Origin of the sequence: Pseudomonas hefeiensis, from assembly GCF_030687835.1 — a bacterium.
GTDB lineage: Bacteria > Pseudomonadota > Gammaproteobacteria > Pseudomonadales > Pseudomonadaceae > Aquipseudomonas > Aquipseudomonas hefeiensis.
In genome coordinates this window covers 6,205,023-6,228,280 of the sequence record NZ_CP117449.1, presented here as the reverse complement: position 1 = coordinate 6,228,280, position 23,258 = coordinate 6,205,023, and the positions used below count along the sequence as shown (strand labels likewise).

Sequence of the window (23,258 nt, the reverse complement as noted above, 5' to 3'; positions counted from 1 at the left end):
GTGCCGTTGGTGGTTCAAGCCGTCAGCCGGCGCCGGTTTTTTTACCTAGACCGCCTAGAAGCCTGCCGCCATGCGTCCTGCCCGTGCCCTGATCGACCTTCAAGCCTTGCGTCACAACTACCAATTGGCCCGCGAAGTCACGGGGGCCAAAGCTCTTGCGGTGATCAAGGCTGACGCTTACGGGCACGGCGCGGTGCGCTGCGCCGAGGCTTTGCAGGACACGGCCGATGGGTTTGCCGTGGCGTGCATCGAAGAAGCGCTGGAACTGCGCACCGGCGGGATTCGTGGGCCGGTCTTGCTGCTGGAGGGTTTCTTCGAGGCCGATGAACTGTCGCTGATCGTCGAGCACGATTTCTGGTGTGTGGTGCATTCGTTGTGGCAGCTCGAAGCGATTGAAAACGCGACCCTGAACAAGCCGATCACGGTCTGGCTCAAGCTCGATTCGGGGATGCATCGGGTGGGGCTGCATCCAGCGGATTATCAGGCGGCCTATCGTCGACTGCTGGCCAGCGGCAAGGTGGCGAAGATCGTGTTGATGAGTCACTTCGCCCGCGCCGATGAACTGCACGATCCCAGCAGCACCGAGCAACTGGCGGTGTTCGAGGCGGCGCGCCAGGGATTGGTGGCGCAGATCAGTTTGCGTAACTCCCCAGCAGTGCTGGGCTGGCCGCAAATGCCAAGCGACTGGGTGCGGCCGGGCATCATGCTGTACGGTGCGACACCCTTCGAGGAAGCCAACGCCGTCGCTGCGCGCCTGCAGCCGGTCATGACGCTGGAGTCGAAGATCATCAGCGTGCGTGAATTGCCCGCCGGCGAGCCGGTGGGGTATGGCGCCCGTTTTGTCACCGCGCAACCGACGCGGGTCGGCGTGGTTGCCATGGGGTACGCCGACGGTTACCCGCGCCAGGCGCCGAACGGTACGCCGGTGCTGGTGCACGGGCAGCGCAGTCAACTGGTCGGTCGGGTCTCCATGGACATGCTGTGTGTCGACTTGACGCATATCCCCCAGGCCGGGCTCGGTTCGACCGTGGAACTGTGGGGCAAGACGATCCTGGCCAGCGATGTGGCGAAAGCGGCCGGCACGATTCCTTATCAGATTTTCTGCAACCTGCGACGGGTGCCACGGCTCTATTGCGGGGGCTGACGCACAGCGCAATCTACCGAAAGTCGCTTCACCGCACGGGATTGGGGTCAAAGTGTTGTAAATACTGAACGCTGTCGCCATGATAACGCTCACTTTCCACACAACCTGATTCCCTGGAGGCTCCAGCATTGGACGTCGGTGAACGACTGCAATCCATTCGTAAACTCAAAGGCCTTTCCCAGCGTGAACTCGCCAAGCGCGCGGGCGTCACCAACAGCACCATTTCGATGATCGAGAAAAACAGTGTCAGCCCCTCGATCAGCTCGCTGCGTAAGGTTCTTGGCGGGATTCCCATGTCCATGGTCGAGTTTTTCTCCGAAGAAATCCTTCAGGAGAAACCGACCCAGATCGTCTACAAAGCCAATGAACTGATCGACATTTCCGACGGCGCCGTCACCATGAAGCTGGTGGGCAGGGCGCACCCGAGTCGGGCGATTGCCTTTCTGAACGAAATCTACCCACCTGGCGCCGATACCGGTGACGAGATGCTTACCCATGAGGGTGAGGAAACCGGGATCCTGGTGGAAGGGCGGCTGGAATTGGTGGTCGGCGTCGAAACATTCGTACTCGAAGCGGGCGACAGCTACTATTTCGAGAGCACCAAGCCACATCGTTTCCGTAATCCGTTCGATGCGCCGGCGCGACTGATCAGCGCAGCCACACCGGCCAATTTCTAGGAAAAGAGGCGCCGGGCCTGCACGGCAAAGGCGCCCGAAAGATAAGCTGTCATGACAAACAAGACCCTTGCGACTTTGGGGTTGTTTCAGTGTGACGGCCTTACCGCTATACTTGCGCCCGCCTGCAAACCGTGGCCGCAGGCGTGACTAGCCACCATTGAGGGTGTACGCGTGAATCTAATTATGAAAATGCTGGCTGTACCAGCAACCGTATTGGCCCTATGGGCAGCCAGCGCCCAAGCGGCGCCCAACGACGAAATCGCCAAGCGCCTTGAACCGGTCGGCCAGGTCTGCGTTCAGGGGCAGGAATGCAAGGGCATGGAAGTCGTGGCTTCGGCTGGCGGCGGTGGAGCCAAGACGCCGAAGGATGTTATTGCAAAACACTGCAACGCTTGCCACGGCACCGGCCTGCTGGATGCTCCGAAGATCGGCGATGCAGCAGCGTGGGGTGAACGTGCCAAGAAAGAGGGTGGCCTTGACGGGCTGCTTGCCAAAGCGATCTCTGGCATCAATGCCATGCCGCCTAAAGGTACTTGCGCCGATTGCTCGGATGACGAACTCAAGGGCGCCATCAAAGAGATGTCGGGTCTGTAATAACCCGCATCTTCCACAAGAAAGCCGCTTACGAGCGGCTTTTTTGTGCCCGGTGGTTTTACAAAGACTGTTCATCGCAACCAAGACCCGGCAAGCTCGGTCCAACCCACATTCATGGAATGTCCCGGAGGGTCGGATGGTGCAGTTGTGTTCAATCGAACAGGCGGTGGATGACGTACTCGCGCGCCTGCCAGCGCACATTCATCTGGGGATGCCCTTGGGGTTGGGCAAACCCAATCTGTTCGCCAACGCCCTGTACCGGCGTATCGCGCAATTGCCCGAGCGACGCCTGACCATCTACACGGCCCTGAGCCTGGGCCGACCAAACCTGGGTGATGGGTTGCAGAAGCGTTTTCTCGAACCCTTTATCGAACGGGTCTTTGGCGATTATCCGGAACTGGATTACCTCGCCGATCTGCACCGCGACAGCCTGCCGGCCAACATCCACGTCCAGCAATTTTTCCTGCAACCGGGCAGCCTGTTACACAGCGCGTCGGCCCAGCAGGATTACGTCAGCAGCAACTACAGCCACGCCGCGCGGGACATCAATGCCGCCGGCTTGAACCTGATCGCGCAACTGGTAGCGAGCGATCCGCAGCATCCGGACCGCCTGAGCCTGAGTTGCAATCCGGACATCACCCTCGACCTGTTGCCGATGATCGCCAAGCGGCGTGCGGCGGGGGAGACCATCCTCATGGTGGGCCAGGTGCACAGCGATCTGCCCTACATGCCCGGTGATGCGGAAGTTGGCATCGACACGTTCGACCTGCTGATCGATGAAAAGGACAGCCACACGCTTTTTTCCACGCCGAACATGCCGGTGGGGTTTCAGGATCATATGATCGGCTTGCACGCCAGTACTCTGGTGCGAGACGGCGGTACGTTGCAGATCGGCATCGGCTCAATGGGCGATGCGTTGACGGCGGCGCTGCTGGCGCGTCAAGCCGACAATGCCGCTTATCAGGCGTTGCTGGCGGAGCTGAATCTCAGCCAGTGGGCGCAGTTGATCGAGCGCGAGGGCGGGGTCGAGCCCTTTGCCAAAGGGTTGTACGGCTGCAGCGAAATGTTCGTCAACGGCTTGCTGGTGCTGGCGGAGGCCGGGATCATCCGGCGTAAGGTCTATCCCGACGAGCCGACCCAGGAACAGGCCAATGCCGGCACCCTCGACGAGGCGGCCCAACCCGACGGCATTTGCATCCACGGTGGATTCTTCCTCGGCCCGCGCAGTTTTTACCAGCGCTTGCGCGAGCTGCCCCAGAGTCGGCGCCTCGAATTCAACATGACCCGCATCAGTTACATCAACGAGCTGTACGGCCAGGAACGACTCAAGCGCCTGCAGCGACTCGACGCACGCTTCATCAACACGGTTTTCACCATGACCTTGCTGGGCGCCGGGGTGGCGGATCAACTGGAAGATGGTCGGGTACTCAGCGGCGTGGGCGGGCAGTACAACTTCGTTGCCCAGGGCCATGCGCTTGAGGGTGGACGTTCCATTCTGCTCCTGCGCAGTTGGCGTGAAGCGGGGGGCGAGATCAGTTCGAACATCGTCTGGGAATACGGCCATTGCACCATTCCCCGGCACCTGCGAGACATCGTGGTGACTGAATACGGTATCGCTGACCTGCGAGGCAAGACTGATGCCGCAGTGATCGAGGCGCTGCTGAACATCAGCGACTCACGCTTCCAGCCGGAGCTGATCGAGCAGGCGCAAAATGCCGGCAAGTTGCCGAAGGATTTCCGCCTTGATCCAAGGTTCACTGACAACACCTCGGAGCGCTTGCACGCCATCGAGGCGCGGCATCCGAATCTGTTTCCGGAATACCCCCTGGGTTGCGATTTTGACGGTGTAGAACGGGACCTGCTGCGGGCGCTCAACTGGCTCAAGAGCAAGTTCAAGCTCACCGAAATGCTGGAGCTGGGCAAGGCGGCGCTGGATGCGCCGCCGCCATCGGAATTTCCCGAGCATTTGGAGCGGATGCAGCTGGCGAGCCCTGAAGGGCTGAAAGAAGAGCTGGGCCAGCGCTTGTTGCTCGCCGGTCTCAAGATCACCGCTATCCAATGACCGCCACAGATCCCTTGTGGGAGCGGGCTTGCTCGCTCCCACAGGGATGCAGGTTCTGCTCAAGCAGGTCCGATGGGTATACAGCCGAAAGAACCAGGCCGGCTGTCAGGCCGCCTCGCGAGCAAGCTTTGCTCCCACAGGCCGGATGCAGGGCGATTATTCGATGAAGGTCACGACCCCACCGGCCAGCGATTGCACGCGGGCCAGGGATTCAACCCGATACCCCTGGGCATCCAGCTCCGCACGTCCACCCTGGAACGACTTCTCGATCACGATCCCCAAGCCGGCCACGGTGGCGCCGGCCTGCTTGATGATGGAGATCAGCGCCTGGGACGCTTTGCCGTTGGCCAGGAAGTCATCAATGATCAGCACCCGGTCACTGCTGGTCAGGTGGCGCGGACTGATGGCCACGGTGCTTTCGGTCTTTTTGGTGAACGAATACACGGTCGCGGACAACAGGTTCTCCGTCAGGGTCAGGGAGTGTTGCTTGCGGGCGAAAATCACCGGAACGCCCAGATTCAGGCCGGTCATGATCGCCGGGGCAATGCCCGAGGCTTCGATGGTGACGATCTTGGTGATGCCCGAATCCTTGAACAGCGCGGCAAATTCGTCGCCGATCAGCTTCATCAATTGCGGGTCGATCTGATGGTTCAGAAAAGCATCGACTTTCAGAACCTGGTCGGAAAGTACGATGCCGTGTTCACGAATTTTCTGGTGCAGGGCTTCCATCAAGCCTCCTTTAATGACGCCTTCGGCGCCCCTGGATTTGGAAAAAAGTTCGGTAAAAAGTAGTCGATTCTAACGCTTGAGCATCGCTCGTATATCGGCCAGGGCGCTGTTGCCGCGAACGGCCTTGACCTCGGTCGGTGTGTCGTCATTGCCTTCCCAGGCCAGGTCGTCCGGCGGCAGCTCATCGAGGAAGCGGCTCGGGGCGCAGTCGATCACCTCGCCGTATTGCTTGCGTTTGGCGGCGAAGGTAAAGGCCAACGTCTGACGGGCGCGGGTAATACCGACGTAGGCCAGGCGTCGCTCTTCTTCGATGGTGTCGGCTTCAATGCTGGAGCGGTGGGGCAGGATTTCTTCTTCCATGCCCATGATGAACACGTAGGGGAATTCCAGACCCTTGGAGGCGTGAAGAGTCATCATCTGCACGCCTTCGGCGCCGTCTTCCTCTTCTTGCTGGCGTTCAAGCATGTCCCGCAGCACGAGTTTGCCGATGGCGTCCTCGACGGTCATGTCGCCGTCTTCGTCCTTTTCCAGGGTGTTTTTCAACGCCTCGATCAAGAACCAGACGTTGCCCATGCGGTAGTCCGCTGCCTTGTCGCTGGAGCTGTTGGTACGCAGCCAGTTCTCGTAGTCGATGTCCATGACCATGCTGCGCAGCGCCGAGATCGGGTCTTCGCCGGCGCACTGTTCGCGCACCTTGTCCATGAAGCGCTTGAAGCGCGCCAAACGGTCGGTGAAGCGGCTGTCCAGATGCTCGCCCAGGCCGATTTCGTCGGTGGCGGCGTACATCGAAATTTTGCGCTCGGTGGCGTAGTTGCCAAGTTTTTCCAGAGTGGTCGAGCCGATTTCCCGACGCGGAACGTTGATCACCCGCAAGAAGGCGTTGTCGTCGTCCGGGTTCACGATCAGGCGGAAATAGGCCATCAGGTCCTTCACTTCCTGGCGGCCGAAGAAGCTGTTGCCCCCCGACAGGCGATAGGGGATCTGGTGATGCTGCAACTTCAGCTCGATCAGCTTGGCCTGGTAGTTGCCGCGATACAGGATGGCAAAATCGCTGTACGGCCGGTCGGTGCGCAGGTGCAGGCTGAGGATTTCCATGGCCACGCGCTCGGCTTCGGCGTCTTCGTTGCGGCAGCGAATCACGCGGATCTCGTCGCCGTGACCCATCTCGCTCCACAGTTGCTTTTCGAACTCGTGGGGGTTGTTGGAGATCAGTACGTTGGCGCAACGCAGGATGCGGCTGGTGGAGCGGTAGTTCTGCTCCAGCATCACCACTTTGAGCGACGGGTAGTCTTCCTTGAGCAACATCAGGTTTTCCGGCCGCGCGCCGCGCCAGGCGTAGATCGACTGGTCGTCGTCGCCCACCACGGTGAACTGGTTACGGATGCCGATCAGCAGCTTCACCAGTAAATACTGGCTGGCGTTGGTGTCCTGGTATTCGTCCACCAGCAGGTAGCGGACCTTGTTCTGCCATTTTTCGAGGATGTCGGCGTGGTCCTGGAACAGCTTGACCGGCAGCAGGATCAGGTCGTCGAAGTCCACCGCGTTGAACGCCTTGAGCGTGCGCTGGTAATGGGCGTACACGATCGCGGCGGTCTGTTCCTTGGGATTGCGGGCGTTTTCCAGGGCTTGGGGCGGCAGGATCAGATCGTTTTTCCAGGCGCCGATCATGTTCTTGATTTCGTCGACGCCGTCGTCGCCCGAATATTCCTTTTGCATGATGTCGGTCATCAGCGCCTTGACATCGGTCTCGTCGAAAATCGAGAAACCCGGCTTGTAGCCCAGCCGTGCATGTTCCTTGCGGATGATGTTCAGGCCCAGGTTGTGGAAAGTGCAGACCGTCAGGCCACGACCTTCACCGGCGCGCAGCAGGCCTCCGACCCGTTCCTTCATTTCCCGGGCGGCCTTGTTGGTGAAGGTCATGGCGACGATGTACTGGGCGCGGATACCGCAGTTCTGGATCAGGTGCGCGATCTTGCGGGTGATCACACTGGTCTTGCCGGAGCCTGCACCGGCGAGCACCAAAAGAGGGCCGCCGACATAGTTCACGGCTTCTTGCTGCCGGGGATTGAGTCGGGACATGACAGGGTCAGGGAGTCGTTTGCGAAATGGGCCGGCATTTTAACAGGCTCAGAGAATTGTGCTGCTCTGTCCGACTTGTGACGTAACACAGTATTGTCATTTGCCGCTTTTGCTACTTTCACGCAGGATGTGGGGCGAATTTGCGTCTAACGTTCGACTTTGAACGTAAAAAAAGCCGTCTAAAGCAAGTGTTTGAGAACCACTGGCATTGGTCATTAGCGGTCAGCAGGTCATAATGCCCCGCGCCTATTACCTTGCAGAGTCTAGGGAGTCAGCTTGTCAACGTCTGTCGAACCCTTGCGTTTGCTGCTATTGGCCGAAGAGCCGGTATGGTCAGCGATTTTGCGCGAGTGCCTGACCCCCATGGGGCCGTCGGTCGTGTTGATCAGTGCCCCGAACTGGGAGTCGGTCAGCAGCCTGTTCGAAGACACCCACAACGCGGTACTGCTGACTGTTGCGGCGCTGCAACCGGCACCCGGTCGTTGCCGTTTGCCGACTGTCCTGTTGCTCGAGCACGAGCCTACGATCCCGCCTGATGGCGTCAGCGATTGGCTGGTACGTGATGTACTCGATGGGGCTACTCTGCGCCGTTGCCTGCGCCATGTGCGCGAACGTGGCGTGCTGGAAAACACACTGCAGCGTCTCGCCGAACAGGATCCGCTGACCGGCATCGCCAATCGCCAGGGCTTCCAGACCCTGCTGACGGCGCGCCTGGCTGAAAACGAAGGCCGTGGCCTGGCGCTCGGTCATCTGGATCTGGATAACTTCCGCCACGCCAACGACTCCCTTGGCCACCAGGCCGGTGACCGTTTGATCCTGCAAGTAGTGTCGAGGCTCAAAGGTTCGCTTGAGGCCGGCGATCAACTGGCGCGCTTGGGCAGCGACGAATTCGCGCTGTTGATCGACACCCGCCGGGCGCCTCAGCGGGCTGAATGGATGGCCGAGCGCATCACCGAAGCCATGGCCGAACCCTATTGGGTAGACGGCGAAAGCCTGCTGATCGGTTGCAGCCTGGGGATCGCCCATGCCCGGGCCCAGGCCGGCGCGGACCCGCTGATGTGGCACGCCCATATCGCCATGCAGCAAGCCAAGAGCACACAGGGCTGCACCTTTCATATCTTCAACGAACGCATCAATCGCAATGCCCGCAGTCTCGCTGACCTGGAAAGCGAACTGCGCCGGGCGCTGCGTCGCGACGAGCTGGAATTGCATTACCAGCCCCGGCTGAGCCTGGATGGCGGCACCATCGTCGGCCTCGAAGCCCTGGTGCGCTGGCGTCATAGCGAACGCGGGCTGTTGCCCCCCAGTGAGTTCGTGCCGCTGGCCGAACAAAGCGGCCTGATCGTGCCGCTGGGCTATTGGGTGATTTCCCGGGCGCTACGGGACATGCAATCGCTGCGCGAGCGGGGATTGGCGCCGTTACACATGGCGGTCAACCTGTCGTTCCGGCAGTTTCAGGACAGTCAGTTGTTGCCGACCCTGAGCCGTTTGATCGCTGAGCGGGGGGTTGAGGCTCAATGGCTGGAATTCGAACTCACCGAAACCGCCGTCATGCGCCGCAGCGAACTGGTCAAACAGACCATGGATGCCCTGGGTCGCCTGGGGGTACGCTTTTCCCTGGATGACTTCGGCACCGGCTTCTCCTCGTTCGTGCACCTCAACAGCCTGCCCATCGCCTTGCTCAAGATCGACAAGAGCTTCGTCGGTGGCATGGAACAGCGCGAAGAGAATCGCAAGTTGGTCCACGCGATGATCAACCTGGCCCACAACCTCAACCTGGAAGTAGTGGCCGAAGGTGTGGAAACCCGGGAGCAACTGGATTTGCTGCGAAGTTACGGTTGCGATCAGGTGCAGGGTTTTTTGATCAGCAAGCCGTTGCCGTTGCCTGAGTTGGTTGAATACTTGACGCTTGACGGCAGCCAGTCGACGCAGGTCCTCGTGGTCTAACACAACCCCTTGTGGGAGCGGGCTTGCTCGCTCCCACATAGGGAGTCTCATTCGGCCTGGATGCTTTCGAAACGCCGGAGCCCAGGCTCACTGCGGATCATCCGCTTCATCTTCCACTCGAATGCCAGCGTCAGGCTCACCGCCGCGCAGGCCAGTCCCAGGGCCAGGCCCCACCAGACGCCGGTCGGCCCCCAGTTCAGGTGAAAGGCCATCCACCATGCCGCCGGTGCACCAATCAGCCAATAACAACCCAGGCCCACCAGGAAGGTGGTCTTGGCGTCCTTGAGCCCTCGGATGCAGCCCATGGCAATGGTTTGCGCGCCGTCGAACAGTTCGAACCACGCCGCTACCGCCAACAGGCTCACCGCCAGGTCGATCACCCCGCGAAACGCCGGGTCGTCGTGGTCCAGGAACAAGCCGATCAACGGGTGTGGCAACAGCCAGAACACCATGGCGAACGCCAGCATGACCGCTGCGCCGAAGCCAATTCCGACCCGACCGGCCAGCCGCGCCATCAGCAGTTGCCCGGCGCCGTAGTGCTGGCCGATGCGCATGGTGATCGCATACGACATCCCCGCCGGGACCATGAACGCCACCGAGACAATCTGCAGAGCGATCTGGTGCGCCGCCAATGGCGTGCTGCCCATGGTGCCGATGCACAGCGCGGCGAACGCGAACAGCCCGACTTCCACCGCGTAAGTCCCGCCAATTGGCAGGCCCAGGCGCCACAGTTCCTTGAGGTACTGACGATTGGGTCGCGACAGACCATTGAGCAACGGATAAGCGCGGTAGGCTTGATGTCGGTGAATATGCCAGGCCAGCGCCAGTGCCATGCAGTTGGCGACGATGGCCGTGACCAGGCCGATCCCCATCAGGCCCAATTTTGGCAGGCCGAACATGCCGGTGATCAGCGCGTAATTGAGCAGGAAATTAGCCACCGTGCCGCCGAGACTGATCACCATCACTGGCGTGGCCCGGCCGATGGCGCTGGTGAAGCCGCGCAAGGCCATGAAGCTCAGATAGCCGGGCAGGGCGAATGGCAGCACCAGCAGGAACTGGCCGGCAGCGAGGACGTTGGTTTCGGTCTGGCCGAACAGCAACAGTACCGGCTTGAGGTTCCACAGCAGGAGTCCGGCCACCAACGCCATCAACCAGGCCAGCCACAACCCGGCTTGAGTCAGTCGGGTGGCGCCTTCGACATCTCCGGCGCCCTGACGGATCGCCACCAGCGTGCCCACCGCGGCGATCACCCCGATGCAGAAAATCGAGACGAACGAATAGGTCGCTGCCCCGAGCCCGCCGCCGGCCAATGCTTCGGGGCTCAGGCGCGCCATCATCAGGGTGTCGGTCAGGACCATCAGCATGTGCGCCAACTGCGAGGCAATCAACGGCCCTGCCAGCCGCAGGATAGCCCACAGTTCGATTCGCACCGGATGCCGCATGATCATCACACTCCATGTTCAAACAAGGCTGTAAAACGGCGATTCTCGGCGCTCTCAGCGATTTGCACAAAAGGATAAAAGCGATCACTGGCATGATTAAAACTCATGCTGAGAGCTTTCTGATAGGGTGCGTAATATCGCCATAGGAGCTTTCCCGATGTCTCGTCGTCTCCCTCCTCTTTATGCGTTGCGGGCATTCGAAGCGGCAGCGCGATACAGCTCGTTCACCCGGGCCGCCGAAGAACTGTCGATTACTCAAAGTGCCGTCAGCCGGCATATTCGTACACTCGAAGAGCACTTTGCCTGTCGGCTGTTCCAGCGCAGTGGCCGTAACCTGCAGTTGACCGAAGCGGCGCGGTTGCTGCTGCCGGGCGTGCGTGAGGGGTTCATGGCGCTGGAACGGGCTTGTCATACCTTGCATGGCGAAGATGGCATCCTGCGCATGAAGGCGCCGTCCACACTGACCATGCGCTGGCTGTTGGCGCGCCTGAGTCGCTTCCGGCATCTGCAACCCGGCAATGAGGTGCAACTGACCAGTGCCTGGATGGACGTCGATTCGGTGGACTTCAACACCGAACCTTTCGATTGCGCGGTATTACTGGGCAATGGGCATTTTCCTACCGACTGGGAGGCCAGTTTGCTGTTTCCCGAGGAACTGATCCCGGTAGGTGCGCCGAACCTGCTGAACGACCAGCCCTGGGATGTGGCGCGGTTGGCCAGCGCAGAACTGCTGCACCCCACGCCGGACCGTCGTGACTGGCGCAACTGGCTTTTGCGCATGGGCTTGTCCGATCAGGTCTCGCTCAAGGGCGGGCAGGTGTTCGATACGCTGGAGCTGGGCATGATCGCAGCCGCGCGCGGCTACGGCGTGTCCATGGGGGATCTGTTGATGGTGGCCGAGGACGTGGCCCAGGGGCGCTTGAGCCTGCCATGGCCTACCGCCGTCGCCAGCGGCGAGCACTATTACCTCGTCTGGCCGAAAACCCGGCCAGGAGGTGAACGTTTGCGCCGTTTGAGCGATTTTCTCCAGAGTGAAGTCAAGGCCATGCAATTGCCCGACGTAAAGCGTCTTGGCTGAATCGTTGAAGCTTGCGTGCCAGCCACCCGGCATTATTCCTTCCAAACCGCTCAAGTATTCGGTTTCGCCGCCGAATGTGTGGAAGTAGTACTTTCGTATTAGAAAGGGACTGCCTACACATCACCCGAATAAAATTGCCGAGTGTGCGACGTGATCAGGATGATCCGGTCACTTGGCCAGGAGCCGTCATGTCTCAACCTCGTGCCCGAATCGCCTCACAGCTGGGCCTCGCCCTTGCCGTGATACTGGCGATCGTGATCTCCGGCAGCACCGTCTTTGCCTTGCGCTCGCTGGACTCCGCCAACCTCGCGACCCGTGAAGAACACCTGGCCAGCGAAGCGCGCCTGATGGCCGACCAGCTCAATACCTTCCATGGCACCCTGCGTGAAAGCACGCAGCGATTGAGCGGGCTATTCGATAAGCGCTTCAGCGTGGGCCTGAGCGTGCACCCGGACGAGCCGGTCGCGGTAGCAGGCGTGCAGGCTCCAAGCCTGAGGCTGGGCAGCGAAGTGCTGAACAACAACTTCAAGGAAGTTGATGACTTCAAGCAGACAACCGCCGGGGTGGCGACGGTGTTTGTGCGCAGCGGCGATGATTTCATTCGCGTGAGCACTTCGTTGACCAAGCAGGATGGTACGCGGGCGATCGGTACCTTGCTCGACCGTGCCGGCCCGGCTTATGCCCCGGTGATGAGTGGGCAGAGCTACATTGGTCGCGCCCTGCTTTTCGGGCGCTTCTACATGTCGCAGTACACACCCGTACGCGATAGCAGCGGTAAGATCATTGCCGTGTTGTATGTGGGATTCGATTACACCGACGCACAGAACGCCCAGTTCGAGAACCTCAAGCGCTTCCGTATCGGTCAGACCGGTTCGCTGGCCGTGCTGGATGAACAAAACAAATGGTTGGTTCCTCCAGCGGGTGTGCAGGCGCTGGAGAAGGCGACCACGACCATCAAGGAGCTGGTCAAGAAGCCGGGCAAAGGTGCGTTCTGGAGCGATACCGCCGAAGACTTTTACAGCGTCGCCGTGCCGTTCGAGGACGGTCCGTGGGCGGTGGTGGCGAGCATGCCGAAAGCCGAGATTCGCGCCGTGACTTGGAGTGTCGGTACACAACTGGCTATCGGCAGCTTGCTGGCGATGTTGTTGGCCGTTGGCTCGGCGGTGTGGCTACTGCGCAGCAAACTGGCACCGCTGGGCGATCTGGTGCGCCAGGCCGAGGCGCTGGGCGCCGGCGACCTGAGCGTGCGTCTGAACGTGTCGAGCCACGACGAAATCGGTCAACTGGCTCGTGCCTTCAACCAGATGAGCCAGGCCTTGTCGACCATGGTCGAACATATCCGCAAGGCCTCTCAAGAGGTCAACAGCCGCGCGCAGGCCCTGTCCGGATTGTCCAGTGGGGCGTATGAGGGGATGGAGCAGCAGTCCGGCGAAATCACCAGCATGGCCGGCGCAGTGGAAGAATTCAGCGCTACCTCGTTGAACATCGCCGATAACATGGGTAACACCGAGCGTCTGGCCCAGGATAATGCCCAGCAAACCCGCATCGGTCGTACGTCGATGGATGAAGCGTCCTCGTCGCTGGAGCAAATTGCTGGCGCCCTGAACAGCACCGCTACGGTCATCAACACCTTGGGCCAGCGGTCCCAGGAAATCGGCGGCATCGTCGGTGTCATCACTTCGATCGCTGAGCAGACCAACCTGCTGGCGCTCAACGCTGCCATCGAAGCCGCCCGTGCGGGCGAACAGGGCCGGGGTTTTGCCGTGGTGGCTGACGAAGTCCGTAGCCTGGCGTCTCGTACCCGTGAGGCCACTGACGAAATTTCCGGCATGATCAACAGCATCCAGCAGGAAACCGGTAACGCCATCAGCACGATGGAAAAAGGCAACTTGTTGATGCAAGAAGGCTTGTCGCGCAATGCCAACGTGGCCTCGGCCTTGGCGCGCATCGACGAGCAAAGCCGTTCGGCCGGCCAGCAATTTGCGGCGATCACCACCGCCACCCAGGAGCAGAGCAGCACCGCGACCCTGCTCAGCAGCAACCTGCAAAGCATCGCCATGGCCAACAGCGAACAGCGCGAAGTGGTCTCTAATCTGGCGATCACCGCCAAGGAACTGGAAAAACTGGCGCAGGACCTGCGCAAAGAGGTTGACCGGTTCCGCTGAGGCGTCCTGCTGGTCCTGTCGCGAGCAAGTTCACCCGGGATCCATAGGGGAGCGGGCTTGCTCGCGAAGGCGGCGGCATAGCCAACATCAGCGCCACTGACCTACCGCTATCGCGAGCAGGCTCGCTCCCGCAGGGGCTTGGCGGCGGCCAAACATTTTGCGGTCATCCTCGATCAATGTGGGAGCGGGCTTGCTCGCGAAGGCGGCGGCATAGCCAGCATCAGCGCCACTGACCTACCGCTATCGCGAGCAGGCTCGCTCCCACAGGGGCTTGGCGGCGGCCAAACATTTTGCGGTCATCCTCGATCAGTGTGGCAGCGGGCTTGCTCGCGAAGGCGGCGGCATAGCCAACATCAGCGCAATTGACCTACCGCTATCGTGAGCAGGCGCGCTCTCATAGGGCTTGGCGGTGGACAAACATTTTGCGGTCATCCTCGATCAGTGTGGGAGCGGGCTTGCTCGCGAAGGCGGCGGCATAGCCAACATCAGCGCAACTGACCTATCGCTATCGCAAAGCAAGCCCGTCCCCCCGCAAAAGCAATTTGTTCAAGCATTGCCTTTTTCAAGGTTATCGCTGTTTTTAAGCTTGCTGAAACGTTTCTTCAAGTCTATAAAAACCGCACAACTCCAAGAAAAGGCTGCTCCTATGACTCCGCTCAAACTTGTCATTGCCCTCAGCGCCCTGAGCGCTACGTCCCACGCCATGGCCTGGGATTACGTCCTGCTCGACACCGATAAAGCCGCTCAGCCCTGGAAAATCACCAGCCAGCAGCTAGGCGTGAAAACCGACAAGCCCTTTTCCGTGACGATGCGCACTCTGCATGGTGGTCGACAGGAAGGCGTCAGCATCGTCGATATCGACAACGGCACCATGAAGCTCTCGGTCGTCCCGACGCGGGGCATGAACGTGCTGCAAGCGTCGGTCGGGACTGTGCGTATGGGCTGGGATTCGCCGGTCAAGGAAGTGGTCAATCCGTCGTTCATCGAGCTCAACGGTCGCGGCGGGTTGGGTTGGCTCGAAGGCTTCAATGAACTGGTGACCCGCTGTGGCTACGAATGGGTCGGCCATCCCGGCATGGACAACGGCGAACTGCTGACCCTGCATGGCCGCGCCGCCAACATCCCGGCCAACAAAGTGACTCTGCACATCGATGAAAAACCGCCCTATGCGATTACTCTGCGGGGCGAGTTGAAGGAGCAAGCCTTCAAGAAAGTCGATTTCTCGGTACAAACCGAACTGCTGACCGAGCCCGGCAGCGTGACCTTCGCGCTCAAGGACACGCTGACCAACAACGGTGACTATCCGAAGGAATACCAGGCGCTCTACCACAGCAATTTCAGTACGCCGTTCCTGGAGCAGGGGGCTCGCTTCGCGGCACCGGTCAAGCAGGTCTCGCCGTTCAACGACAAGGCCAAGGGCGATCTGGCGGATTGGCAAACCTACCGGGCACCAACCAAGGACTACGACGAAACCGTCTACAACGTCGTGCCTTATGCCGATGCCAAGGGCGACACGCTCACCGTGCTGCACAACAAGGCCGGTAGCCTCGGTGTATCGGTGGGCTTCAACACCGGCACGCTCCCCGTGTTCTCCCTGTGGAAAAACACCGATACCCAAGGTCAGGGTTACGTGACCGGGCTGGAGCCGGGCACCAGTTTCTCTTATAACCGCCGGTATCAACGGCCATTGGGCCTGGTACCCACCATCGCGCCAAAAGAGCAGAAACAGTTCCAGATCCACTACAGCCTGTTAGCGGATAAAGGCGCCGTGGATAAAGCCCTCAAACGTATCGATGAAATCCAGGGCGCCCAGGAAACCGAGGTGCGAAATACGCCGCTGGTGGACCTGAGCAAGCCATGATGCCCTTCAGGGCGTCGCGGGCCGGTACTGCAATGCTTCGGCCAAGTGCTCTCGGCTGATTCGATCCACCCGCTCAAGGTCAGCCAGCGTGCGGGCGACCTTGAGCAGGCGGTGGGCCGCTCGCAGCGAAAGGGTCAGTCGTTCGCAGGCGGTTTCCAGCCAGGTTTCATCGGTTGTGGATAACTTGCAATGCCGACGCAACCCCGGCAGATCCAGGAACGCGTTGGCACAACCCTGGCGCTTTTGCTGGCGTTCGCGGGCCTCGGCCACCTGCTCGGCTACGGTAGCTGTATTGTCACCGGGTTTGCTTTTGGGGCTCAACGCCGTGGCTTCCCGGGCGACGGTCAGGTGCAGGTCGATGCGGTCCAGTAAAGGGCCTGAGAGTTTATTGCGGTAGCGCTGCACCATGTCAGGCGTACACGAGCATCGGCCGCTGGCCTCGCCAAGATATCCACAGGGGCAGGGATTCATCGCCGCCACCAACTGGAAGCGCGCCGGAAAGCGCACCCGGTCACGAGCGCGCGAAACCACGATGTGTCCGGACTCCAGCGGTTCCCTCAAGACTTCCAGGACCTTGCGGTCGAACTCCGGCAGTTCATCGAGAAACAGCACGCCATGGTGGGCTAGGGTGATTTCCCCAGGTTGCGGTTTTGAGCCGCCACCCACCAACGCCGGGCCGGACGCCGAGTGATGCGGCTGGCGAAACGGGCGCTGCGGCCAATGACTCAACGGCACGCAACTGGCGACCGACTGAATTGCGGCGACCTCCAGGGCTTCACTTTCAGCCAGTGGCGGCAACAACCCCGGTAAACGACTCGCCAGCAAGGTCTTGCCGGTGCCCGGTGGCCCGCTGAACAGCAGGTTATGGGCCCCCGCGGCGGCGATCAGCAATGCCCGCTTGGCCCCGACCTGGCCTTGTACTTCATTCAGGTCGGGGTAGGGCTTGCTCGCCGAGAGCAACCCGTTGGAAACATAAGGTTCCACCGGGGTGTGGCCGTTGAAGTGCGCCACCGCTTCGAGCAAATGATCCACCGCGATCACCTTCAACCCCGACGCCAGGCAGGCTTCCTCGGCATTCGCTCGCGGCACCAGCAGCGTACGCCCGGCTTTGCGCGCCGCCAGCGCCGCGGGCAACACACCGCGCACCGGGCGCACCGCGCCGGACAACGCCAACTCACCGAGGCATTCCACATCGTCCAGCATCAGGGTCGGCACCTGCACGCTGGCCGCCAGGATCCCCAAGGCAATCGCCAGGTCAAACCGCCCGCCGTCCTTCGGCAGATCCGCCGGCGCCAGGTTTACAGGTCAATACCGGGGTATGGACATCTAGAGTACAAATGTCCATATGGACACCTTCCAGCCCAGCCCTAATTAACCAATAAAGTTTCGATGATCCCAAGGGATTTCCAGTGACCCAAACTGAAGTGTTGTCGCTGCGATAACTGGCGGCTTTTGCTGGAGATGAGGATCGAGATGAGCCAGCAAGCAGATCTAAGAAGTTCTGTAGATGGGTCGGGGGTGTGGAGGGCAAATATCGTCAGGATCGACGAGCAGCCTAGCGAAATCCGCGTACTTGAATCTTGGATGGCTACTGTACTAAGGCAGCAAGATGGGAATGCGAGATGGGAATGCGGAGCGGCATATCAGGCTTTTCTCAAGCCAAACCCTTGATTTTGATATAGAAGTCAAGGTAATTACAAGATTGACGAGGAGTGAATCTGGCGTAAAATATACGTTTCTTTGGTCGAGCAGATATCTCCAGAATAGACCGGATAATCTAATGGTACGGTAAGGGTATGGCGTTGTCAATATATGGCTAAAGGTTCGAAATGCGTGGCTTACGTGGAGTTCATTACCCTCACCCTTTTTCACATCACAGTGGCTCCAGGTGTCGCCTCCTACGCCCTTCCATTCGCGCATGACCTCAAGCGGCAGAAGAATTACGTCGTCCTAGGGTTCCCGATCCTGCGGTGGTCGACAGGCGCGTTATGGGATGAGGCGAATCTTTGGCTAGGTGCTCTTGCCCAAAGCATCCCTACTCAGGGCATACGAATTAAGTCTATAAGGTCTTTGGCCTATGCCCTGATAACTTTTATGCGATTTGTAGAGAGCGAAGGGCGCCCATGGAATTATCTTCCCTTGATTCCTGCAGATAGGACAATAAACAGGTACAGAAAGCACCTGATCGACGCCAGAGAGAGCGGTGAGCTAGCACCATCAACTGTCTCCGCAAAAATGTCTGTCGTGCTGCGCTTGTTTAGATGGGCCCAGATAAACAAGATCATTAGCGCCGTTGCTTTTGAGGTAACCGGAGTTAAGGTAGTTAAGGTTCCTGACCAATATGGCCGGGAGTTAGCCGTAAGTGTAAGTTTTTCGAACTTGGCTATTCCTAATCGCAAAGCCTCGGCAGATCGAGTTGAAGGCGGGCTGATGCCAGTTTCGATAGACTATAGAAATGAGCTGATTGATTTTGCACGCGATCATCTAAGTTATGACCTATATCTAATGCTTAGAATTGCGTTTGAATCTGGTCTACGGATTGAGTCGATCTGTAATTTAAAAGTCAATACTGTCAACTGGGGCACTCCTGATTTTTTTGATGCGGAGCTGTCTTGGTTACAGGTGGGGCCCAATGTGGATGGCGCGCCTGTTGCAACTAAGTTCGGGGTGCAGGGGGCCGTCATGATTGGCACAGCGCTTTTAGATGAGCTGAAAGAATATTGCAAATCCATACGGCGAATCACTAGAGAAAATAGAGCATCTGAGGATTGTGGCGAGCTGTTATTCATAACAAAAAATGGAAACTCCTACGGTCGTCGTTCGGATACTGATCGCAGCGCCATAAACTCTCTTGTTTTTGCGGCAAAAGAAAAGGCGAGGAAGATGGGTTTGAACTTCGATGATTTTCACTTTCATCGAGCTCGTGCAACCTTCGGTGTGGCGATAGTTCAGTGTGGGATGGAATGCGAACCCAGCATACCACTGTCAGATATCTTGAGCTTCGCAAGGGACTGTCTTCTCCATAAAGACGTCGAAACCACAATGAAATACGTTAGGTTTCTGCAAAATTCAAAAATCAAAGCCAAATATGCCAATGAATACACTGCAGCAATGATGGGCAGATATAACGAGCGCAGTAAATGATAGACGATCTTGAATTTGACGGTGTGGTTTATGGGGAGGAGCGAATCCCACTGACGTTGAGGTCTTGCCTTTACGTGAATGGCGCTGGCTGCCATACAAAGAAATTTGAAGAATATCGTCTGGGTAACGTCCTTGGGCTCGTGGTGACTGCACGCATCCCGCTCGTCTACGCCCTTCACTCGGAATTGAACGGGATTGTTTCATCAGGGGGTAGTCCCAGAACTTTGGAAGGCGGTGTGTCTCGTGTACGGGCTTTTTATATGTACAGTGACGGACTAGGTATCGACCCAACCAAGGCAAATGCTTGCAGCCTATATTGTGGATGGGTCAAAAGCCTCTATAAAAGTGTTAATAGCGGTGATGCTAAAGAGGACGGCTGTTACGGGAAAGCTAGTGGCATGGCGACGTTGCTCGGAAACGCTACAGGCCTGGGCCGGGAATTTTTTGTATTAAATGCTGGGCTAACGGCCCCTAGCAAAAAAAATGCATTCCCCCAAATAGATAAGCAAAACCTTGGCAGTGCTAAGCGCTTTATCGATGACTTGATGGATATTCGTAACTGCTTAGGAATCGAAGCATTTCAGCGACCTCTGCCAGCGCAGCTTAAGATGTCAAATGGTCAGGAGATAATGCTGTACAGTGGCCTAACTCAGCATGAACAATTACTGGCTGATAAGCTTGCAAATGTAAGTTTAAGAGTTCGGTATGCCTTATATAATGTCCGAGTGGAAACTGAATTGATGTTATTTATAAGTCAGACGTCCATGAACTTGTCGGACGCTGCAGGGCTCAAATTTCAGGAGCTAAAGTTCTACACAGTTGGTGCCAGTTTTGAAGCGCGCACATACAAAGGCCGAAAACAAGGCGAAGTTATATTCACGGCTTACGGTGAGTATAAGCCTTATTTCTTGGATTTTCTTGCGTTCAGAAAAGCGCTGGGCATCAGCGAACATACCAACCTGTTATTCGGTAAGTTGCCACAGGCCGGAAGAACTGTTAGCGACAATCCTAACCCTCGTTCACTAATTCGTTTGATGAAGAAGCTGGAGCGTCCGTTTGTTATAGCGGGAGAGCTCCGGAAAACCCGGCAGAACTGGTTAGCCCGAAAAGCAGGTGATCCCGCCCTCGCCGCTGAGATAGGCCAGCATGATTTGGAAACTTTCGGTAGATATTATGAGCGCCCAAACCACCAGGCAGCGACCACTGAGTGGTCGAACTACTATAGAAATAGTGCAAAGGCTAAGCGCGCTGCACTCGTGGGAGAATGTACTGGCCAGCCTATTCCTGTAAAAGAGTTACCTGCGGCTTTTGAGAAGCCAAATTGCGTCAATCCGAATCTTTGCATTTTCTGTATTAGTTACAAAGGCATAAAAACATATTCTTATATATGGTCTATTCTTTCTTATAAGATTTTACGCGAGCGTGAAAAGTTAGTTTCCCTGCGCAGTAATGCGGATGTTTCTGGGTTGGATTCTGCAATAAGTCGCCTTGACCAAATCATTGGCGCGTTTGAGACCGCTGGAAAGAAATGTGCGGGATGGTTAACAAAAGCTGCGCAGCAGACGCAGATGGGAAATTACCACCCTCGGTGGAGCGGCTTTATTCATTTGTTAGACGTGGCCAGTTTATGAGCGCGTTGGATCCTGAGTTGTTCAATGGTCTTGAAAGCCTAGAAAGCCTAGAAAGCCTAGAGAGCCCAGAAAGCTCGGAAGGTCTGGAGAGTCTGGAAGCATTACAAGGCTTGGGGGCAGGGCTCAAGTTTCCGCTAGATAACGACTATCCTATTTTGGTCAAAAAGGACGAGTCCACGGGACAGGATCAGGTGCTTGTCACTTATAGTCAAGATCGATGGGATTTTTCAAGTGTGTCTGGAACAATAAAAAACTTCTATTTTTATAGGCTTTCAAATTCAGCGAAGGGGGAAATTTCTGCTTCGGGATGGAAAGCGTTTAAGATGGTTATGGCGTACTTGTGGATTAACCGTGGGCACTCGATCTCGATTGAGACTTACAGCTACTACTACAAGCAGTTTCGTGCCCTTTTCGTCATAATGACTTCGCATAACGTGGATGTGCTTAAAGCCCCAATGAATGAGGATCAGGCCTGCAAGGTGTTCGGGCTTCACCGTCGCGCTAGCGTTATGCTTCAGCTCATTGCCGTTTTGTATGTTGGACGTGGTCGCTTAGGCTTTTATTTTTTGGCGCCGTGGGAGAGCACCTTGGTGCAGCGAATGCTTGAGCCAGTAGAGTTTCAACAAACGCCATGTATTCCATGGCGGATTTGGAATTACCAGAAAGATCGGCTTAAGGAGTTTATGGATGATTTCATCTCATCATCAGAGCGGCTAGATAGGCTCCAAAACCGTTTGATCGATCTTTACGAAGGGTCTGATTATAAGCGAAAGCGGGTTAAGGGGCGCGTCACCAGCGACACGCATAATATCAAGCCATTGGGTAAAGATGGCCATAGGTATTTAACCTTTCACCATTATTCTACTTTCTATAGATTGTCTCCGTTATTGAGAAAGTGGATGGTGCCTTTTGGGAGAGATCTTGATACGATTATCTCTCAAGATGGGGCGAGAATTTTTTCATCGTATTTGACCGCTGTTTCTTATGTGGGCTTGCTCTATCTTGCTAACTATTCCGGCATGCGAAGAGGCGAGCTTTCTAAGTTGAGAGCAAACTGCTTTATTTCAGATGATGATGAAGTTCTAGGTAAGGCTTACTTTCTTTGTGGCGGCACATCAAAGACAATCAATGACCCCAATGCTCTTTGGGTAACTGATGAATATAGTGGTGAGGTCGTAAAGGCGCTGGGTGCCGTTTCAGCAATGAGATTGAGGTGCGCAAAAATTTTTAATCGGGGCGATGTCGTAGGCGCCGATATGCTCAACCCTCTTCTGCTCCTACGTGCTTATGAGCCTTGGGGCCGTGCTAGGGGTGAAGCATTAGATAAGAGCGTCGAACTCTGTAAGGATTTTTCCTACAATGGCTGGCAGGGGGTATGCCCTAACCTTTTTGATACAAGAGTGCTCACTATTACTGAAGAAGACTTCCTGTTGGCCAAAAAGTATACCCCGTCATTGGACATACAAGAATTTGCCGTTGGCAATATTTGGCCTTTTGCTCTTCATCAGCTGAGACGTACGCTACTGATAGACGCCACTGAATCTGGGGTAAGCAGGTCATCAACTCAGTATCAAGCGAAACACCGGGATACATCGATGACTCGCTATTATATATCAAATTTTCAGAGCAATCTTAGCGCTGAAATGCGTAAGGGCTTAATGGCTGAAATTGTTGCAAGTTTATCAAGAACTGCTGTGGGCCTTAAAGAAAATCATTTTGTTTCTGTCTATGGTCAGGAGCATAAAGCGAAGCTCATCGAATTCGTAGATTTGACCGACATCAAAGACCTGGGCGAGACTGCCGACACAAGGTCTTTTTCGATCCGAGAAACATTCTTCGGTATATGTTTGAAAAAAGGCTATTGTTCATCAGGTGGAATTACTTTTGTAGGCGATTGCGGTACCTGCGCAGAGGGTCTGGGGGATAAACGTAAAGTTGCTGTATTAGTCGCTCTTAAAGATGAACTAACTTCTCGCCTCGTTGATTTCAAGTCAGGTGATTTGGATTATATTTCCATGGAGTTCCAAATTAAGGCTATAGATGCAGCCCTCAAAACTCTCCGGAGTGATGATAATGGGTAAGGCGGAGCTTGGTTTCAGTGCGTCCTTCGAGAGGCTTAAGTATGGAAACACCCTGATCCTTCCACCCGGCAGCCCGGTCTCTCAGAATAACGTTGCTAGGGAGGCCGGTAGAGACCCTTCTGCCTTGAGGAAGTCTCGATATCCTAAGCTTGTCGCAGACATCCAGGCTTGGATTGTAATGAAGGCCTCCACAACGACGGGCACGTCCACAAAGGTGGTGATTGCGGAGGAGAAGGATCCACATTTTGAATCCCAGCTAGCGGATGCAATGCTCCAACTGGACTCCCTTCGAGAAGAACGCGACCTACTGCTGTCCAAGCTTTTGATAGCAAATGACAGAATCCTACTTCTGACATCAAAAATCAAAGAAGACGGCAATGCAGGCAAAGGCTCGGCTCCTATTGTGTTCACCTAGGTTATGTCGAGTGCGCCAACCGACAAGGTGAGTGATACCGACTTGCCGTCCAGATCCGTCCAGCTGTGCCGCTCGAAGGAGGCGCAGAGAGTTTCGCAGCAAGGCCAGCTGACGGCACTTGTGGCCGTCAGGCCTGATTCATCTGGCTGAGCCGTCCGAGCGTCCTGCCATATACCGGACAGGAAGCTTTTCCCGATAGACTCAGAGGT

General features: G+C 57.1%; 15 protein-coding genes and 1 pseudogene. 12 read left to right on the top strand and 4 right to left on the bottom strand.

What is annotated here, in order from left to right; all coding sequences use genetic code 11:
- The first annotated feature begins 70 nt into the window (after nucleotides 1-70).
- From alr to PSH57_RS28170, 4 genes are all read left to right on the top strand, one after another.
- Nucleotides 71-1,144: an alanine racemase gene (gene alr, locus PSH57_RS28185; RefSeq protein ID WP_305386866.1), complete on the top strand. Its 1,074-nt coding sequence runs from the start codon at nucleotides 71-73 to the stop codon at nucleotides 1,142-1,144.
- Between the two features lie 128 nt (nucleotides 1,145-1,272).
- Nucleotides 1,273-1,821 carry a cupin domain-containing protein gene (locus PSH57_RS28180; protein ID WP_256229777.1) on the top strand — a complete coding sequence of 183 codons (549 nt, stop codon included), beginning with the start codon at nucleotides 1,273-1,275 and terminating at the stop codon, nucleotides 1,819-1,821.
- Nucleotides 1,822-1,992: 171 nt separating this feature from the next.
- Nucleotides 1,993-2,415, top strand: a complete 423-nt coding sequence (locus PSH57_RS28175) for a c-type cytochrome (RefSeq protein WP_256229778.1) — start codon at nucleotides 1,993-1,995, stop codon at nucleotides 2,413-2,415.
- Nucleotides 2,416-2,551: 136 nt separating this feature from the next.
- Nucleotides 2,552-4,477, top strand: a complete 1,926-nt coding sequence (locus tag PSH57_RS28170) for an acetyl-CoA hydrolase/transferase C-terminal domain-containing protein (protein ID WP_305386865.1) — start codon at nucleotides 2,552-2,554, stop codon at nucleotides 4,475-4,477.
- Nucleotides 4,478-4,633: 156 nt separating this feature from the next.
- Here the strand turns inward: PSH57_RS28170 and PSH57_RS28165 are convergent, their stop codons facing one another.
- Together PSH57_RS28165 and rep are read right to left on the bottom strand one after the other, a co-directional pair.
- A complete protein-coding gene (locus PSH57_RS28165; protein WP_047226147.1) occupies nucleotides 4,634-5,206 on the bottom strand; it encodes a xanthine phosphoribosyltransferase in 573 nt (190 codons plus the stop codon).
- A 69-nt stretch (nucleotides 5,207-5,275) separates the two neighbouring features.
- Nucleotides 5,276-7,285 carry a DNA helicase Rep gene (rep, locus tag PSH57_RS28160; protein WP_047226146.1) on the bottom strand — a complete coding sequence of 670 codons (2,010 nt, stop codon included), beginning with the start codon at nucleotides 7,283-7,285 and terminating at the stop codon, nucleotides 5,276-5,278.
- A gap of 276 nt (nucleotides 7,286-7,561) precedes the next feature.
- Here rep and PSH57_RS28155 point away from each other — a divergent pair, with 276 nt between their 5' ends.
- Entirely contained in the window at nucleotides 7,562-9,232 is a 1,671-nt protein-coding gene (locus PSH57_RS28155; protein WP_305386864.1) for a putative bifunctional diguanylate cyclase/phosphodiesterase, read from the top strand.
- Nucleotides 9,233-9,279: 47 nt separating this feature from the next.
- Here the strand turns inward: PSH57_RS28155 and PSH57_RS28150 are convergent, their stop codons facing one another.
- Nucleotides 9,280-10,674: a NorM family multidrug efflux MATE transporter gene (locus PSH57_RS28150; protein ID WP_305416714.1), complete on the bottom strand. Its 1,395-nt coding sequence runs from the start codon at nucleotides 10,672-10,674 to the stop codon at nucleotides 9,280-9,282.
- 157 nt (nucleotides 10,675-10,831) lie between these two features.
- Here PSH57_RS28150 and PSH57_RS28145 point away from each other — a divergent pair, with 157 nt between their 5' ends.
- The 3 genes from PSH57_RS28145 to PSH57_RS28135 all read left to right on the top strand — a co-directional run bounded on the left by PSH57_RS28145 (nucleotide 10,832) and on the right by PSH57_RS28135 (nucleotide 15,778).
- On the top strand, nucleotides 10,832-11,752 hold the full coding sequence (locus PSH57_RS28145) for a LysR substrate-binding domain-containing protein (RefSeq protein ID WP_214913953.1): 921 nt from the start codon (nucleotides 10,832-10,834) through the stop codon (nucleotides 11,750-11,752).
- 188 nt (nucleotides 11,753-11,940) lie between these two features.
- Nucleotides 11,941-13,917, top strand: coding sequence for a methyl-accepting chemotaxis protein (locus PSH57_RS28140; protein ID WP_305386862.1), 1,977 nt, complete (start codon nucleotides 11,941-11,943; stop codon nucleotides 13,915-13,917).
- 646 nt (nucleotides 13,918-14,563) lie between these two features.
- Entirely contained in the window at nucleotides 14,564-15,778 is a 1,215-nt protein-coding gene (locus PSH57_RS28135) for an aldose 1-epimerase family protein (RefSeq protein ID WP_305386860.1), read from the top strand.
- Between the two features lie 6 nt (nucleotides 15,779-15,784).
- On the opposite strand, the pseudogene PSH57_RS28130 reads toward PSH57_RS28135, so the two are convergent.
- Nucleotides 15,785-17,080 (bottom strand): annotated as a pseudogene (locus tag PSH57_RS28130) (YifB family Mg chelatase-like AAA ATPase); the annotation flags it as partial.
- Between the two features lie 510 nt (nucleotides 17,081-17,590).
- Between PSH57_RS28130 and PSH57_RS28125 the strand changes: the two are divergent.
- From PSH57_RS28125 to PSH57_RS28110, 4 genes are read left to right on the top strand one after another with little or no spacing between them, the layout of a single operon-like run.
- Nucleotides 17,591-18,922 carry a tyrosine-type recombinase/integrase gene (locus PSH57_RS28125; RefSeq protein WP_305386858.1) on the top strand — a complete coding sequence of 444 codons (1,332 nt, stop codon included), beginning with the start codon at nucleotides 17,591-17,593 and terminating at the stop codon, nucleotides 18,920-18,922.
- Entirely contained in the window at nucleotides 18,919-20,553 is a 1,635-nt protein-coding gene (locus PSH57_RS28120) for a hypothetical protein (protein ID WP_305386857.1), read from the top strand. The genes PSH57_RS28125 and PSH57_RS28120 overlap by 4 nt, the downstream gene beginning before the upstream one ends.
- Complete coding sequence (locus PSH57_RS28115) at nucleotides 20,550-22,634, top strand: hypothetical protein (RefSeq protein ID WP_305386856.1); 2,085 nt, start codon at nucleotides 20,550-20,552, stop codon at nucleotides 22,632-22,634. Before PSH57_RS28120 ends, PSH57_RS28115 begins: the two co-directional genes overlap by 4 nt.
- Nucleotides 22,627-23,049 carry a hypothetical protein gene (locus PSH57_RS28110; protein ID WP_305386854.1) on the top strand — a complete coding sequence of 141 codons (423 nt, stop codon included), beginning with the start codon at nucleotides 22,627-22,629 and terminating at the stop codon, nucleotides 23,047-23,049. Before PSH57_RS28115 ends, PSH57_RS28110 begins: the two co-directional genes overlap by 8 nt.
- Nucleotides 23,050-23,258 lie beyond the last annotated feature (209 nt).

Excerpts from the sequence above, each read along its gene's own strand:
- PSH57_RS28170 (WP_305386865.1), top strand. The coding sequence starts at position 2,552 with ATGGTGCAGTTGTGTTCAATCGAACAGGCGGTGGATGACGTACTCGCG.
- PSH57_RS28140 (WP_305386862.1), top strand. The coding sequence starts at position 11,941 with ATGTCTCAACCTCGTGCCCGAATCGCCTCACAGCTGGGCCTCGCCCTT.
- PSH57_RS28125 (WP_305386858.1), top strand. The coding sequence starts at position 17,591 with ATGGCTAAAGGTTCGAAATGCGTGGCTTACGTGGAGTTCATTACCCTC.
- PSH57_RS28150 (WP_305416714.1), bottom strand. The coding sequence starts at position 10,674 with ATGCGGCATCCGGTGCGAATCGAACTGTGGGCTATCCTGCGGCTGGCA.
- PSH57_RS28165 (WP_047226147.1), bottom strand. The coding sequence starts at position 5,206 with ATGGAAGCCCTGCACCAGAAAATTCGTGAACACGGCATCGTACTTTCC.
- PSH57_RS28120 (WP_305386857.1), top strand. The coding sequence starts at position 18,919 with ATGATAGACGATCTTGAATTTGACGGTGTGGTTTATGGGGAGGAGCGA.
- PSH57_RS28145 (WP_214913953.1), top strand. The coding sequence starts at position 10,832 with ATGTCTCGTCGTCTCCCTCCTCTTTATGCGTTGCGGGCATTCGAAGCG.
- PSH57_RS28135 (WP_305386860.1), top strand. The coding sequence starts at position 14,564 with ATGACTCCGCTCAAACTTGTCATTGCCCTCAGCGCCCTGAGCGCTACG.
- alr (WP_305386866.1), top strand. The coding sequence starts at position 71 with ATGCGTCCTGCCCGTGCCCTGATCGACCTTCAAGCCTTGCGTCACAAC.
- PSH57_RS28110 (WP_305386854.1), top strand. The coding sequence starts at position 22,627 with ATGGGTAAGGCGGAGCTTGGTTTCAGTGCGTCCTTCGAGAGGCTTAAG.
- rep (WP_047226146.1), bottom strand. The coding sequence starts at position 7,285 with ATGTCCCGACTCAATCCCCGGCAGCAAGAAGCCGTGAACTATGTCGGC.
- PSH57_RS28115 (WP_305386856.1), top strand. The coding sequence starts at position 20,550 with ATGAGCGCGTTGGATCCTGAGTTGTTCAATGGTCTTGAAAGCCTAGAA.